Source organism: [Clostridium] ammoniilyticum (assembly GCF_025566905.1).
Taxonomy (GTDB): domain Bacteria; phylum Bacillota_I; class Bacilli_A; order Erysipelotrichales; family Coprobacillaceae; genus Faecalibacillus; species Faecalibacillus intestinalis.
Genome location: NZ_JAOQJR010000010.1, coordinates 89703 through 105905, shown reverse-complemented (window position 1 = coordinate 105905; position 16203 = coordinate 89703). Strand labels below are relative to the sequence as shown.

Annotated in this window: 9 protein-coding genes; 7 read left to right on the top strand and 2 right to left on the bottom strand. The window is 29.1% G+C overall.

What is annotated here, in order from left to right; genetic code table 11:
• Nucleotides 1–375: 375 nt before the first annotated feature.
• Together OCV55_RS10190 and OCV55_RS10185 are read right to left on the bottom strand one after the other, a co-directional pair.
• Complete coding sequence (locus OCV55_RS10190) at nucleotides 376–543, bottom strand: hypothetical protein (protein ID WP_267309904.1); 168 nt, start codon at nucleotides 541–543, stop codon at nucleotides 376–378.
• A gap of 76 nt (nucleotides 544–619) precedes the next feature.
• Complete coding sequence (locus tag OCV55_RS10185; protein WP_032089498.1) at nucleotides 620–1813, bottom strand: FtsW/RodA/SpoVE family cell cycle protein; 1194 nt, start codon at nucleotides 1811–1813, stop codon at nucleotides 620–622.
• A 76-nt stretch (nucleotides 1814–1889) separates the two neighbouring features.
• On the opposite strand from OCV55_RS10185, the gene OCV55_RS10180 reads away from it, so the two are divergent.
• The 7 genes from OCV55_RS10180 to OCV55_RS10150 all read left to right on the top strand — a co-directional run bounded on the left by OCV55_RS10180 (nucleotide 1890) and on the right by OCV55_RS10150 (nucleotide 15937).
• Nucleotides 1890–2237, top strand: a complete 348-nt coding sequence (locus OCV55_RS10180; protein WP_022000671.1) for a hypothetical protein — start codon at nucleotides 1890–1892, stop codon at nucleotides 2235–2237.
• On the top strand, nucleotides 2224–4242 hold the full coding sequence (locus OCV55_RS10175) for a tetratricopeptide repeat protein (RefSeq protein WP_032089499.1): 2019 nt from the start codon (nucleotides 2224–2226) through the stop codon (nucleotides 4240–4242). Before OCV55_RS10180 ends, OCV55_RS10175 begins: the two co-directional genes overlap by 14 nt.
• Nucleotides 4239–5474 carry an aminopeptidase gene (locus OCV55_RS10170; protein ID WP_117850687.1) on the top strand — a complete coding sequence of 412 codons (1236 nt, stop codon included), beginning with the start codon at nucleotides 4239–4241 and terminating at the stop codon, nucleotides 5472–5474. The genes OCV55_RS10175 and OCV55_RS10170 overlap by 4 nt, the downstream gene beginning before the upstream one ends.
• A gap of 193 nt (nucleotides 5475–5667) precedes the next feature.
• Nucleotides 5668–7254, top strand: a complete 1587-nt coding sequence (locus tag OCV55_RS10165; protein ID WP_117829069.1) for a peptide chain release factor 3 — start codon at nucleotides 5668–5670, stop codon at nucleotides 7252–7254.
• A gap of 127 nt (nucleotides 7255–7381) precedes the next feature.
• Nucleotides 7382–7738: an IS200/IS605 family transposase gene (gene tnpA, locus OCV55_RS10160; RefSeq protein ID WP_147580542.1), complete on the top strand. Its 357-nt coding sequence runs from the start codon at nucleotides 7382–7384 to the stop codon at nucleotides 7736–7738.
• A 180-nt stretch (nucleotides 7739–7918) separates the two neighbouring features.
• The gene (locus OCV55_RS10155) at nucleotides 7919–9526 is read left to right on the top strand and encodes a hypothetical protein (RefSeq protein ID WP_147580541.1); all 1608 of its coding nucleotides are present in this window, start codon (nucleotides 7919–7921) and stop codon (nucleotides 9524–9526) included.
• A 6-nt stretch (nucleotides 9527–9532) separates the two neighbouring features.
• The gene (locus OCV55_RS10150; RefSeq protein WP_147580540.1) at nucleotides 9533–15937 is read left to right on the top strand and encodes a Spy0128 family protein; all 6405 of its coding nucleotides are present in this window, start codon (nucleotides 9533–9535) and stop codon (nucleotides 15935–15937) included.
• Nucleotides 15938–16203: the final 266 nt, after the last annotated feature.

Sequence of the window (16203 nt, the reverse complement as noted above, 5' to 3'; positions counted from 1 at the left end):
ATTCTTCAGTCCTTATAGATAAATTATAAAAGTAGGCTTGGGACGAGCCAAACTTATACGCTTGTGGACACTGTGTAAGACCTATAATGTATTGTCATTAGAGGCAGTCGTGGTTGAAGCAAGAATCTCCGACTTCTAAACGAAGTGTAAGTCGGAGTAGTTCACTAGATATTTTAATGAGTGTGCCATCTTTTTTTCTGTATTTTTGTTCAATGTTTTTATCTTTAGAAAGTTTTTCGATAATAGTGTTGTAATTAATAAATTGAGCAACATTTTGTTGATTGTTTTCGCTAATATATAGATTATTATAAAGTTTCATTGTTACAGAAAAACAATTATGTTGTTCTTTTTCAAGTTTTAAAAAATAGGAAGGGCCTATAATATCACGGAAGATATCTTTTTTAAGTCAACGACATAAACGCCCATATATTTAGGGGCAATTAATTTTAGACATTGTTGGTTATTTTTTTTATCTTGAAGTATTTTATTGATTTTAATTGAAAAACGATTTTGTTGATGAAGATCCATCTCTTTTTTTGTCATACTAATCTCCGTTTCTTAATACAATTCGATTAATTAACATACTTGCACAAAAAAAGCTGTACTTTGTGTTACAGCTTTAATCTATTTGATTATATTTAGCGATACTTGTTTGGCGATGGATATCAAAACACATTCCAATTGCAATCATGTAAGATAAAAGTGAAGACCCACCATATGAAAGAAACGGTAATGTGATACCAGTAATAGGGAGTATTCCTAAAATCATAGCGATGTTCCAAAATTGTTGGAAAATCATACATCCAAAAATACCAGCAATAAAATATTTATCACTTTGATGCGTTGCTTTTAAACCAACATACAAAATACAAACATCTAACGCTAGTATAGCAATGAGCGTAATGATGGCTCCCACGAATCCAAAGCCTAAAGTAATAACAGAAAAGATGAAGTCCGTATGAGCTTCTTGTAAAGAAATAATCACTGTGTCAAATCCATGACCAAAAAGTCCAGCTGTTCCATAAGCCATCATCGCATTATAAAGTTGGTATCCTTGATTTTGATAAGTTCCTTCAGGATCGACCCAGCCATAAAAACGATCAAGTTTATGTCCTGTGATAATTGAAGAAAATATATCTTGACGATAAATAAATAAGTAAGTAAAAATTATAAGAACAACTGCTAAACAAGCAAATCCTACAATATACCATTTCTTATTAATTCCTGATGCAAATAAAATAACAACCACTGAAAAAGCCATAATCAAAGTAACACCAGCATCATTTTGTAAATAAGTTAGAATCATTGGTGGTAGAGCAATAGCTGCTACACGACCAATTAACTGTAAATCGGTATCAAATGTATGAATTAAATATTTTTCATTATGTAAAGAAACAGTTTTAGACATACAAATAATCATTACAACTTTCATAAATTCAGAAGGTTGGAATGAAAATCCTGGAAAGTTATACCATGATGTAGCACCATTTAGATCTTTCGCAAAGGGAATGATTTGCATTCCTAATTTATAAATAGCAAATCTTTGAATAACAAGACCGACTAAAAAGACAATCAAGATTCCATAAAAAATCCACATTCCCGAGTAAATTCGATCATTTCCAAAACGATTGATTAAAAAAATCAAACCGACACCAATCATATAATAAAGGAGTTGTTTACTCCAATAACCTGTAGGATTGGGATAAGTAATATAACCAGCTGCACATTTAATTGTATAACAACTAATAAGACATAGAATAAATAAAATGATGGCAAGTGGCCAACAAATTGTAGAATCTAAATATTTTTTCATTTTGTCACCCCTAGTGATTTATAGTATACTATAAATATATCATAAAAGAAAATGTTTATTAAGAAAGGAAATAGATATGTCAGATTATTTTATTTATGTTTTAATTGCAATTATTGTAATTGTTGGAGTATGGTTTATTTTTGCAAAGGTATTAAAAAATAAAAAACCTAAAGAAGTTACTTTAAAAGATATTCCTATTGATTTAGAAGCTTTAATTCATGCTTTAGGGGGTATTGATAATATTAAAGAGAGCCAAAGTCAAGGAAGTAAAGTACGTTTCTTTGTAGAAAATGATGATTTAGTAAAAGTAAATGTTTTAAAAGAATTAGGTGCAAGTGGTGTTATTCAAGCTACAGGCAAAGTTACTGTTATTTTAGGAAAGTTCTCTGATGAAATCAGTAGAATAGTAAATGAAAAAAAATAACGTTCCAAGTTGTATTGGGGGTGAAGGTATGAAAGAAAGAATTCACTTATATGAACCTTTTTTTCATCATTATTATATTGATGAAATTCTAAATGATTATGAATTAGAAACATTGATTCGTGTAAAAAAAGATGATTATCAACAATCAATTGCCTATATTAAATTAATTTCTATTTATTCACATCATGCAAGTATTGATGAATTACAACAACAAGTAGATTCAATTCAAATGATGATGGAAACTTATGAAGATTATCATGAATTTGAACAATATTTGATAGAAAATGAAGAACATCAAGTGATAGGAATTGATTTATGTGCACTTACTTATAATCATCATTATGATGAATTAGATTTAGAAGAATTAACACCTGATCAATATTATCAAGTAGGATTATATTATTATGACCAAAAAAAATATGATCAAGCATTAGAATGTTTCCATTTAGGAGAAGAATGTGAAGATTCTGATTGTTTATGTGTGTTAGGTTATATGTATGAAAAAGGACAAGGGGTCAAACAAAGTAATCAAGTGGCCATGACATATTATCGTCTAGCAAGTGATTTAGGGAATGTTGTTGCTTCTTGTAATCTTGCTTATTTTTATGAATATGGGATAGATGTTGACCAAGATTATGAAAAAGCTTTTGAACTTTATTCTTTAGGAGTCGATGAAGGATTTCCAAGATCTTTATTTTCAACGGCTTATTTTTTACAAAATGGATATGGTGTAACTCAGGATTTAGAGGAAGCTTTTTTACGTTATGAAGAAGCAGCAGCCTTAGGACATAATGATGCGATTTGTGCTCTAGGTGAATGTTATGAATATGGTCAAGGAACAAGACAGGATTATCAAAGAGCTTTACATTATTATGAAAAAGCAGCTTATGAAGGGAATAGTCTTGCCAAATATAAATTAGGACGTTTTTATGATTTAGGTTATGGTTGCAATGAAAATTATCCAAAAGCTTTTCATTGGTATCAAGAAGCAGCAAAAGATGGTTTAGAAGTAGCAATCACAGCGATGGCAACCTGTTATGAATTTGGTCGAGGAATAGAAAAAGATAGTCAAAAAGCTTTAGAATATTATTTAAAAGCAGCGAATATGGGCTATATGAATGCGCAATTTTGTTTAGGGTATTTTTATGAAATGCATAGTGAATATCCAGAAAGTGAAAAAAATAGTTTTTATTGGTATTTAAAAGCGAGTCATCAAGGAGATGGACAATCAACGTTGGCTGTGGCTTATTACTATGGTCAAGGAATTGGAACTGTTAAAGATGAAAAGAAGTCTTTTGAAGCTTATCAAAAAGCAGCCGATCTTGGAGAAAGAGAAGCGTTTTATTATTTAGGTGTTTGTTATTTAGAAGGAAAGGGTGTTTTACAGGATAAGGAAAAAGGGATTGCTTGCTTAATTAAAATAGAAGATCAGTATCCTGTTGCAGCTTATTTAATAGGACAGTATTTTAAAGAAAAGCACGATGATCAACAAGCAATTCAACATTTTAAATTAGCAATTTTGAAAGAAGATGAGGAACAGTCTTTGTATCAATTAGCACTTTATGGTGAACAAGGAATAGAAGTCAGTAAAGAGGAAATGCTTGATTATCTTTTAAGAAGTGCAAAAAAAGGTTATTCACCAGCACTTGTAAAATATGCTTATTATTTAGAAAATGGAATTTATGTAGAAAAAGATTATCAGATGGCTTATGAATATTATTTATTAGCTTGTCAAAAACAAAATAGAGAAGGTTTTTATCATTTAGGTAGATGGTTCTTTTATGGGATAGGACAAAAAGAAGATAAGCATAAAGCAATGCAATATTATCAACAAGCTAGTCATTATCATTATTCAAAAGCCAGCTTTATGCTAGGTTATATGTATCATTATGGTGATGGTATTTCTAAAGATTTAGAAAAAGCTAAAGAATATTATCAATTAGCACTTCAAGAAGGATATCTTGAAGCGCAAAAGGAATTAGATAAATTAGAGGTGGAAAAATGAGTTTTGAAACAAAATTAGAAAAATATGCAAGATTAATTGTTCAATCAGGTTTGAATGTTCAAGAAAAACAAACCGTTGTCATTAGTGCATCTATTGAAAGTTATCAACTTGTAAGAGCGGTTACTAAACAAGCTTATCTTGTAGGTGCTAAAGAAGTTGTTGTTCATTATAGTGATGAAGAAGTTACACGTATGAAATATGAAAATATGGAAGTAGAAGATTTTAATCACGTACCTACTTGGTTTTCATCTTTTAGAAATGATTATGCGTTAATGAATGCTTGTTTTCTTTATGTTGATGATGAAGATCCTGAAATGCTTGCAGGTATTGAACCTAAAAAGATTTCTAATTGGCAAAGAGCAGTTAAAAAGGCATGTAAGACATATTTTGATTTATCCGATAATATGACAAATGCTTGGTGTATCGTAGGTGGAGCTACGCAAAAATGGGCGAATAAAGTTTATCCTGATATGTCAAATCAAGAAGCGTTAGATAGTTTATGGAGTGCTATTTTTAAAGCAGCTAAGATTGATGATGAACATGATCCTGTCGAATTATGGAATCAACATCGTCGTTCTTTTGAAAAACGTGTTAATTATTTAAATAGTCTAAATTTAAAGAAACTTTATTATAAAAATAGTAAAGGGACTGAAATTACAATTGGTTTGAATGATGATTATTTATTTGCTGGTGGGGGAAGTTATTTAAAAAATGGTGTTTACAATTTTCCTAATATACCAACAGAAGAAATCTTTACATCACCTAATAAGGATGATGTAGAAGGAATTGTTTTTAGTTCTTTACCTTTAAGTTATGGTGGAAATATTGTTGATGAATTTTATTTACGTTTTAAAGATGGTCAAGTGATTGATTTTGGAGCTAAAGAAGGATATGAGGTTTTAAAAGGAATTATTGATAGTGATGAAGGAAGTAAACGTTTAGGTGAAGTTGCTTTAATTCCTTATCATTCACCAATTAATGAATTAAAAACATTATTTTATAATACTTTATATGATGAAAATGCTTCATGTCATATGGCTTTAGGCATTGGATTTTCTGAATGTATTAAAGGTGGGATTGATATGGATAAAAAAGAATTGTTTGAAAAAGGGGTCAATGATTCTTTAGTTCATGTTGATTTTATGATGGGAACAGAAGATTTAATGATTGATGGTATTTTAGAAGATGGCAGACATGTAAAAATCTTTGAAAATGGAAATTTTGTATTTTAATGATCTGTGGGGATTGCTCCCCACTTTTTAATTAGTAAAAAAGATTTCTATTATAATTATGTAAAAGGGGTGATTATAGGGAGTAGGCTTTCTTTTTTATTAAATAATAGTAGTAATTCTGTTCATTTTGTGGTAATAATTGTACTGTTGAAATAAAAGATTAAAAAATAAATATAGATTATGGGAGGATGCAATGGAAGATTTAAGACAACAAATAGAAAAAAGAAGAACATTTGCGATTATTTCCCATCCGGATGCTGGTAAAACAACTTTAACAGAAAAGTTCTTACTCTATGGAGGAGCCATCCAACAAGCAGGAACTGTTAAAGGAAAGAAAAATAGTAAGCATGCGACAAGTGACTGGATGGAAATTGAAAAACAAAGAGGGATTTCAGTTACCTCTTCAGTATTACAATTTAATTACCAAGGATATTGTATTAATATTCTTGATACTCCAGGGCATCAAGACTTCTCAGAAGATACATATCGTACTTTAATGGCAGCAGATTGTGCAGTCATGGTCATTGATGCGAGTAAAGGGGTCGAAGATCAAACACGTAAGTTATTTAAAGTATGTACAATGAGACATATTCCAATTTTCACTTTTATTAATAAGATGGATAGAGAAGCAAGAGATCCTTATGAATTAATGGAAGAAATTGAACAAGAATTAGGAATTGAAACTTGTCCTGTTAACTGGCCAATTGGTTCTGGAAAACGTTTTGCAGGGGTTTATGAAAGAAATGATCAAGAAGTCATTCGTTTTATTCCTGTAGATGGTGGAAAAAAAGAAGTTGAAACAGAAATTTTAAAAGCAGATGATCCAAAATTAAAAGAGTATGTGGAAGATGAACTTTATGATAAATTACAAGAAGATATTGAATTATTAGATATGGCAGGAAATGAATTTAGTTTAGAAGCTGTACGTGCTGGTAAGTTATCACCTGTATGTTTTGGATCGGCTCTTACTAACTTTGGGATTGAACCATTTTTAAAACATTTCTTAAATATGACAACCCCACCAACTCCTAGAACAGCAGATGGTGAAGTGATTGATCCTTATCAAGAAAATTTCTCAGCTTTTGTTTTCAAAATTCAAGCGAACATGAATGCTAGACATCGTGATAGAATGGCATTCTTTAGAATTTGTTCTGGTAAATTTGAAAAAGGGATGGAAGTTTATCATTATCAAGGTAAGAAAAAAATCAAATTAAATCAGTCAAAACAATTAATGGCAGATGAACGTAGTGAAGTAAATGAAGCTTATGCAGGAGATGTCATTGGTGTTTTTGATCCAGGTATTTTCTCTATTGGTGATACCATTACAACAGGTAAAAAACATTTTGCTTTTGAAGGAATTCCAACATTTGCACCAGAACATTTTGCAATGATTCGTAATAAAGATACGATGAAAAGAAAACAATTTGTTAAAGGTGTTGAACAAATTGCAAAAGAAGGAGCAATCCAAATCTTTACTGAATTAGGTGGCGGTATGGAAGAAATTATTGTAGGAGTTGTTGGTGTTTTACAATTTGAAGTTTTAGAACATCGTTTAAAGAATGAATACAATGTAGAAATTCATAAATCTCCTCTACCTTATCAATATATAAGATGGGTCAAAGAAGGAACTGATTTAAAATCATTAAATCTTTCATCTGATACAAGAAAAGTTCAAGATTTAAAAGGACAACCATTATTATTGTTCACTAATGATTGGGGCGTAAGATGGGCTCAAGATAAAAATAAAGGTTTAGAATTATTGGAATTTTCTAAGAACTAAAAGTAGAACTTTTAGTTCTTTTTTATACAATTCAAATGAAAAAAGAATTGATGACTTCAGTCAGTTGAGCACATGAAATGTGCGAAATAGAAAACCACCTGCTATGCGGGTGGTGCAATAAGAAATAATGGCTAAAAAAGCAAATTCTTTAGCACATACGAAATGGATGTGCAAATATCACATCGTCTTCACACCAAAGTTAAGTGTGTCATCATTCATGGGATACTTGAAAGGGAAATCAGCATCGATGATTTTTGATAGACATGCAAACTTGAAATATAAGTATGGAAATAGACATTTTTGGGCAGAAGGGTATTATGTGAGTACAGTAGGATTAAATGATCAAACCGTCGCAAAATATATAAGAGAACAAGAGCAACATGATATTGCAATGGATAAATTAAGTGTGAAAGAATATAAGGATCCGTTTGAAGAAAAAGGAATTCAAGAAGAAAATAGAAACCGCAGAAAAAAAGCAAAATAAAAATTCCCTTTGAGGGAAAGCGAGAGTCAAAAGCGATAGCTTGAACGAAGTGAAAGCAGCGCCTTTAGACGTGGTTTTTATTTAAAAAAATATGTCCTTTTCTATACACGATAAGGGTAAAGTGCTATAATTTTTAGTGAAAAAAGGGAAGAAATTTAATATAAAAAGGGAGAAGATATTATGAAATGTCTAAAGAAAATAGCAATATTTTCATTAGTGTTTTTTGTGTCACTGTTTTTTATAATGCCAGTTCAAGCAAAGAGTACACAAACTTATTCTATTATCTATGATTTACAAGATGCTAGTGGAAATAAAATTGCTCAAGTGAAGTATAAAAATAAAGATTTTACTTCTGAAATAGGACGTGAGATCAAAGTAAGAACGACTTATTTTGATAAAAAATATGGGGATTTTGATTTAGTGAGTGAACAAAGTCAAAAAGTAGAAGCAGGTAAAGATCAATATATTTTTGTTTATAGAACATATCAACCCATAACGATTAAAGGGAAAGTACAGTTTACTACAAAAGAAGGAACGATTCTTTTACAAGATACTTTTGATATTGATTCATCAGCAACAGTTGAAAACCCTCAAGTATATGCTGTGCCTGATAGTTATACAATTGGTGATGTGACTTATTTAAAAATGCCAGGGCAAGTAAGTGAAATTAAGTCAGTTTATTATAATGACCCAAGTGATAATACGTATTCAATTACTTATTATAATCCAAATAATACAACGGATTATGATGTCGCTTTAAAATATGTTGAAGAAGGAACAAATGATGTATTGATGCAAAAATCATTTCATGTAAATGATCAAGATTATACGTATATACTTCCAAAAGTAATGAAAATCAATAATGTTTATTATACATTAGCTGATAATCAAGAAAATACAATCTATCAAGCAGTTTCCAGTGATATAAGAGAATATACAATTTATTATAAGAAATTGGATAAAAATGCTTCTTATAAATGGTCTATCTATAAAGTAGATGCTTCGACAAATAAGATTCTTGGAGAAGTAGTACAATTAGAAGTTCAACCTGATCAAAGTGTTGAATATCAAGTAGAAAAAGAATACAAAGATTCCGATGGGAATGTTTATACAGTGGATCAAGGTATGTCACAGGTATTAAAGCATAGTTACGGTGAAAGTGAACATGTAAGTTATGTTTACTATAATCCCAAAGGATACACAGCACCAAAGAACTATATTGTAGAAGTGCAATATAAAAATATTGCAACTGATGAAACAATTGCTTCACAAAAAATAGAAATTAATAAAAAAGATGAAGATACAACAATAGATATCGTTAAAGAGTTAACAGTTAATCAACAACAATATGTTTTAGTCAATGGTCAATCAATAACGATTAATCATAGTTTTTATTCTCCTAGACGTATTTATACGATCTATTATAGAAATGTTAATGATCCTATTAATGTTGATACTGAAATTATTCGTGAAGAAGTTATTGAAGTAGAAGGACAATCTTCTGTTATTGGTGGACAAACAATTTATCGTAGAAATAATCAAACAGGAGCTTTTTCAACGGTTGGTGTTGAAAATAGAGATGGTAGTGAAAATAATAGTAATGAAGGAAGTACCTCATCGATTGATGGTATAAATGTTGAAGATGAAGCAGTACCACAAGCAAATATAGATGCTCAAAGCCAAGAGTCAAGTTCATCGCAAGTATATTATCTTGTTGCTGGATTGTTAGCATTTCTCATTGTTATTGTAATTATTTTAAAAAGAAAAAAACATAGAAAGGAAGTGTAATGAAAAATGAAAACCTTTCATATGAAAAAAATGTATAAAAAAGTTACAGCATTTATTTTAGCTATTACTATGATTGTGGCTTATATTCAAATAAAGGCTTATGCTTTTGATAATAATGTTTCAGAAATCACACGTAATCAAGCAGTGTCTGATGCGACGATTCAATCTGGTTTAGGTGTTGCTAAAAACTATGGTTTATTTTCATTAGATGCGACGTCATATAATGATTTGGAATGTAGTGTTGCTGCTAAATATGCTGATTTAGGCGCTGATTATAACTTTTCAGGGAATAATACAAAAGTTTATAAAAATCAATTGACAGTCAGTAAATCATTTATGATCAATAATCAACCTCAAGCAAATAAAAATGTAACTTTGAGACTTTATCGAATGGATAGTAGTCAATCTGTTTTGATTGATGTAATGACACAAACAACAGATAGCAATGGAAATGCTAAATTTGTATTTGATGGGATGAAAGATAGTAGTTCAAATAAAAGATATTCTTTTATAGATGGTGACTATCAAGTGAAAGAAGTTATCAGTGAAAATGGTGTTGAAAAGGAAATTATTCCTGATGGTTCATCTTATATTGATGAAAATGGAAATAAGATAGAAGTTAATGCAGATCATAGTGGCTTGATTCATTTGGAATCTGGGTTCCAAAATGTGAGTCAATTTGGACAAGTTAAAAATCATAGTATTTTTAAACCTCGTAATGGCAGTATTGTTGTTCTTGAAAATCAAGATGATTGGAACGCAGTTGATAAAGAAGCTATCAATCAAGGTAAAAATAATTATCGAAATGTACCTGCTGGGGTAACTTATTATAATAATGGTGAAGTAAAGATTATTAAAGCGGGTACAAATGGATTTCAACCTATTGCATGGGATCAAGAATTTGATAATTTAAAAACACTTTCAAAGAATTTAGCACATGCTCAAGATTCAAATGATGTGCAAGTTTATTATTATAATGCCGATTATTTAAAGAGTGTAGGTTCTTTAAATTTTGATACTTCAAAAAAATGGGCAGTTGTCAATGTTGAAGTTCAAGATGGACAAAGTACCATTGATATTACAGGTGATTATACGAAAAATGGCATTAAATTAGATGCAGATTTTGATAACTTAGAAACAGGAGTTATTTGGAATTTTTATACAGTAAATAATGGTGATGTGCAACCTTATACAGGTAAAGTGACATTAGCTAATCAAAATGGTGGTATTTTCTTATTACCTGCGGGTGAGTTTTATCATAATGGAACTATTGGTGGAAAAGTAATTGCAGCAAAATATAATCATGATAATGAAATTCATCAAAAAGAAAAAGTTGTCAATGTGAATAATTCTTTATCTATGTCTAATAATGGTGCATCAGAAAAATTAGAGGCTAAACAAACTATTGGTGGAACAAAGAAATTAATAGGAAAAGAATTACAAGGCAATGATTTTAAATTTGAATTACAAAAATATACAGATAGTAGTTATAGTACACCAGATGGTGAAGCTGTTGTAACTACTAATAATGAAAAAGGTCAATTTGTTTTTAGCAATGTAGATATACTAACTTATACAGAACCAGGAGATTATTATTATACTGTTAAAGAAGTAAATGAAAACCAAAAATATATTAAATATGACGATCATACTTTTAAAGTAAGTGTTCATGTAGAAAAACAAGATGATCGTTTAATAGCGAATGATCCTGTTATTGAAGGTGGAAAGATTGAATTTAGTAATGAATTTAACTTTGTTGGAAAGATTTCTTTAAGTCTTGATGGTAAAAAAGTATTGGATGGTAAAATACTTGAAAATGGTGAGTTTATTTATGGATTACAAGAATATAAAGATAGTGAATATTCAACAAAAGAAGGACATGAAAAAGAAGTAACAAATGATCAAAAGGGAAATATTCAAGTTGATCTTTCTTATGATGAAAAAGATATTGGTAAACATTATTATCAATTAAAAGAAAAGAATACAAAGAAAAAAGGAATTGATTATGATCAAAGAATTTATAACATCATAGTTGATGTACAATATGATGAATCGAAAGATCAATTAGTTGTTAGTAAGACAATGACTATTAATGGACAAAATGTAGATTCTATTACGTTTGAAAATACGTATTCTTCAAATGCTGCTACGACATTTAAAGGTCATAAAATATTAGAAGGTAGAGATTTAAATGCAAATGAATTTAATTTTGTTCTTCAAGAAACAAAATCAGATTATCAAACAGCAATTGGTGAAAGCAAGACAGTTTCAAATGATAGTCAAGGTGATTTTAACTTTGGAAAGATTTCTTATAGAGATTTAACTTATGGCGAAAAACAAATACATTATTATATTATTAAAGAAGTTAATCCTGTTTTACAAGGAACTTATCAAGGTGTAAGTTATGATCAAAAAGTTTATAAAATAAAAGTGGTTGTGACTGATCAAAAAGATGGTACAGCCACAGTTGAAAGAACAGTTGAAAATAATGATATTCAATTTAAAAATACGTATCAAGCTGAAGGTTCTACATCGTTAATTATTCATAAACAATTAACAGGTGGTACTTTAAAAGCAAATATGTTTAAGTTTAAATTGCAACAAACGGATGAAAACTTTAAAAAGACCGTTGGTAATAGCCAAACAGTAACAAATAGTTCTTTAGGTCAAGGTCGATTTGTGATTCATTTTAATCAAGCAGGGACATATTATTATACGGTTTCTGAAGTAAATAATCATAAGTCAAATGTTACGTATGATTCGGTTGTCTATCAAATAAAGATCAAGACGGAAGATGATGGACAAGGAAATATCAAAGAAGTTTCTAGAAGTATTTCTTACGTAGATGAAATGACAAAACCTACAAGTGAGGAAAAAGAAAATTTAACTTTTAAAAATGCTGTAGGTATTCAAGTAGTAGGTCATAAAAAATTAATCAATAAAAAATTAGAAGAAGGTATGTTTACTTTTAGTATTTCTAAAATAGATTATGATAAAAATAACAATAAATATACTGTTGAAAAGCAATTGATGACAACAACAAATGATGAAAATGGAGACTTTTCATTTATAAATTTTGATGAGTATCATCAAACAGGTGATTATTATTATGTTGTAAAAGAAGTTAATAATAAATTATCTTATATTGATTATGACAAGCAAGAATATATCATTCATGTAAGTGTTGAAAATGGTGATGATGGTTTAGAAGTATCAAAAGAAATTCTTAAAGATAATACTTCTGTTGATGAAATGAATTTTAAAAATACTTATCGTGGTCAAGGAAAGGTAAGGATTGATGGTAAGAAAGTATTACTTGATCAAGGCGTAAGTCAAGTATTAAGTGGTGGAGAATTTAAGTTTAAAATTACAAGAGTAAATGATGAAAAAGGAAGTTTGTATAAAGGAGAAATCTTAGATTCGATTGAAAAAGAAACCGTTAAAAATGATCAAAACGGACAATTTAAATTTAATATTTCTTATAAAAATTTAGATTTTTCTAAAAAGGATAGTTATACGTTTTATTATCAAATTGATGAAGAAAATAGTGGATTGACGAAAGATGGTGTTACCTATAATAAAAATAATGATGCTTATATTATAGAAGTAACTGTAAGTGATCAACAAGATGGTAATTATGATGTTTCTTATCGAATTATTGATCATGATGAAATAATTTTTACAAATGAATATAATGCAAGTGGTGAAACACAAATTATTGGAACGAAGTCTTTAAAAGGAAAGAAATTGGTAGATGATGAGTTTACTTTTGAATTAGTTGAAGTTGATGGTATTCAAGGTAAAGAAAAGGAAAATGGTAGAAAGTTAGAAACAACAAATAAAGAAGGTCAATTTATTTTTGATATTCAAGATATTAGAAAAGCTGGTACAACTTATTATAAGGTTTATGAAAAAGCTGATAAAAAGAAAACAGGTATTCAATATGATGAAACTGTTTATTATGTTGAAGCGAAAGCTGTATTTGAAGATAATCAATTGAAAGTAACTAATACGTTATATGACCAAGATGGACATCAATTAGATAAAAATAAAGGTATTGAATTTGAAAATGAATTTAAAGCTACTGGAAAGATTGATTTAAGTGGACATAAGAATTTTATTGATCAAGATGGACAAGATGTAGCTTTTGATGCAGGTGATTTCAAGTTTAAAATTGAAGAATTAGATCAAGATGGAGCGACTTTGAAAAAAGATGGATATAGTGAAACAGTTGAAAATGATCAAGATGGTAATTATCATTTTAAAACAATTCATTATCAAAAAGCAGGAATATATTATTATCGTGTAAGTGAAGTACGTGATAATTTAGAGGTCACTTATGATACAACTCAATATATTGTAAAAGTTGATGTAAAAGCAAATGATAGTAAACAATTTGATATTTCAGTTGATATTGTGAATGGTCAAAATGAACATATTGATCAAGATAAACTTAACTTTACTAATAGACTTTTTGAATATAAAGTAGCTTTATTATCGATGGGTGGTATTAAAACTGTCAGTGCCGGACAATCCGTTATAATGGATGATGGTTTGTTTAGATTTGGTTTATACGAAGGAAATGATAATGAACAAAGTAATATGATTGATACTGCTAAAAATGATACAGTAGGAGCTTATAGCTTTGATGATGTAGAAATTGATCAACCGGGTACTTATCATTATACGATTGAAGAAATGAATGCTGGTAAGGAAGTTGCTGGTATTGCTTATACAAATCATCAATATCATGTAGAAGCTGTTGTAAATAAAGATGGTAAAGGTGGCTTGAATGTTGATTCGGTTAAAGTAACGAATGAAAATAATCAAGTTGTTAAAGATCAATCGGTAGTTGTAGAGACTTCACAAGATTTATCACTTACAAACCAAGCTGTTAAATCATTAAAAGTAAATAAGGTATGGAATGATCAAGGACATAGTGACACCATCCAACCTGTAACAGTGCATTTAGTTAAAAATGGTAAAGTTGTAGAAGGACAATCTATTGTATTATCAAATGATAATCAATGGAGTGGTTCGTTTGATAATTTACCAATAAAAGATAGTCAAGGAAATTTAAACGTTTATACTGTTAAAGAAGATAAAGTAGATTATTATAAGACACAATATATTCAAAATGAAGATGGTAGTATTACGATTACAAATACTTATATCAATCCAACGGCAGTAGATGTTCAATTGGTTGCTAAAAAGAATTTAGTTGGTGGTAAAGTCTTATCTGCTGGTATGTATCAATTTGATTTATTGGATGGTAATAATGAAGTTGTTGAAACACAAACAAATGATGATCAAGGTAATATTTATTTTAATACATTGAATTTTAATCAAGAAGGACATTATGTTTATTATATTCAAGAACATGTAAATGATAATGATCCATTTGTTGAATATGATCAATCTATTTATCAAGTCAATATTGATGTTTCAAGAAACGGTAATAATTTACAAGCTGAAGTAGAATATCTATTAGATGATAAACAAGTGGATGATGTTACATTTAATAATATTTATCATCCGTTATCATTAACTGTTCAAAAACGTTCTAAAGATTTATCGAAAGATCCTTTGGAAGGTGCTGTTTATGGATTATATAAAGTAAATGAAAAAGGAACAGATATTCTTATTGAAAAACAAACTTCTAATAGTGAAGGATATATGACATTTATGAAAGCTGTTCCTGAATATCAATATTATTTTAAAGAAATCTCTGCACCTAATGGACATACAGTTGATGAATATAAGACAAAGACATTTACAATTAAATGGATACGTCATAAAAATGGTAAAATTTCTTATCAATTAATTTATGATGGTCAAAAAGAAGATTTAGAAGAAGAAAAACAAGAGGATAGTTTAAACTTATATGCACAACAATCAATAGCGTTATTAGAAAATGAAGATACAAGTGTGAACTTAGAAGCTATTGGAGTAGCAGATGAAGTAACTAAGTTAAATGTGACTAAAGTAGATAATCAAGGTAATTATTTAACAGGAGCACATTTACAAATTCTTGAAAAAGAAACTGGAAAAGTTATTTGTGATTGGGTTTCTACAGCGGATACCTTTAGCACTTTAAGAGAATTAAATGTAAATACTGTTTATATCTTAAGAGAAGTTGAAGCTCCAACAGGTTATGTAAAAGCAAGTGATACAGAATTTAAATTAGATGATTATGGTATTGTAACGAAGATTTCTGGAGATGCTCAACTTGTAGATGATCAAACATTTAATTTATATAATTCTAAACAAATTAAAGAAAAAGTTGTTTATAAAACAAATGTGACAACTGTAAAAACAGGAGATAATACAAATATTGTTATTTATGTAATTTTATTGTTTATTTCTTTAGTGTGTATCTTTATCTTCTTAAAGGAAAAAAGAAGGGAATAATTTGTTTCTTTTAAATTATCAGATATGTGGGATGAATTTCATCCCACTTTTCTTTTATATAAAATTGACAAGCAAAGAATGAATCTATATAATATAAGTGAATGATACTCATAGTCTCAATAATAAAAAGGAACGAAAAAAGTTTGAAAAAGTAAAGATTTGTAACTATGACGGACACCCCTTATATATTTATGAACATATATTTTCTATAATAAATATGTCAATAGATAGAACGGAGAAAGGAATATTAGTGCAGTTTAGATTTA

Bases quoted from the DNA above. Each gene is read 5' to 3' on its own strand.
- OCV55_RS10190 (WP_267309904.1), bottom strand. From the start codon at position 543: ATGACAAAAAAAGAGATGGATCTTCATCAACAAAATCGTTTTTCAATT.
- OCV55_RS10185 (WP_032089498.1), bottom strand. From the start codon at position 1,813: ATGAAAAAATATTTAGATTCTACAATTTGTTGGCCACTTGCCATCATT.
- OCV55_RS10180 (WP_022000671.1), top strand. From the start codon at position 1,890: ATGTCAGATTATTTTATTTATGTTTTAATTGCAATTATTGTAATTGTT.
- OCV55_RS10175 (WP_032089499.1), top strand. From the start codon at position 2,224: ATGAAAAAAAATAACGTTCCAAGTTGTATTGGGGGTGAAGGTATGAAA.
- OCV55_RS10170 (WP_117850687.1), top strand. From the start codon at position 4,239: ATGAGTTTTGAAACAAAATTAGAAAAATATGCAAGATTAATTGTTCAA.
- OCV55_RS10165 (WP_117829069.1), top strand. From the start codon at position 5,668: ATGGAAGATTTAAGACAACAAATAGAAAAAAGAAGAACATTTGCGATT.
- tnpA (WP_147580542.1), top strand. From the start codon at position 7,382: ATGGCTAAAAAAGCAAATTCTTTAGCACATACGAAATGGATGTGCAAA.
- OCV55_RS10155 (WP_147580541.1), top strand. From the start codon at position 7,919: ATGAAATGTCTAAAGAAAATAGCAATATTTTCATTAGTGTTTTTTGTG.
- OCV55_RS10150 (WP_147580540.1), top strand. From the start codon at position 9,533: ATGAAAACCTTTCATATGAAAAAAATGTATAAAAAAGTTACAGCATTT.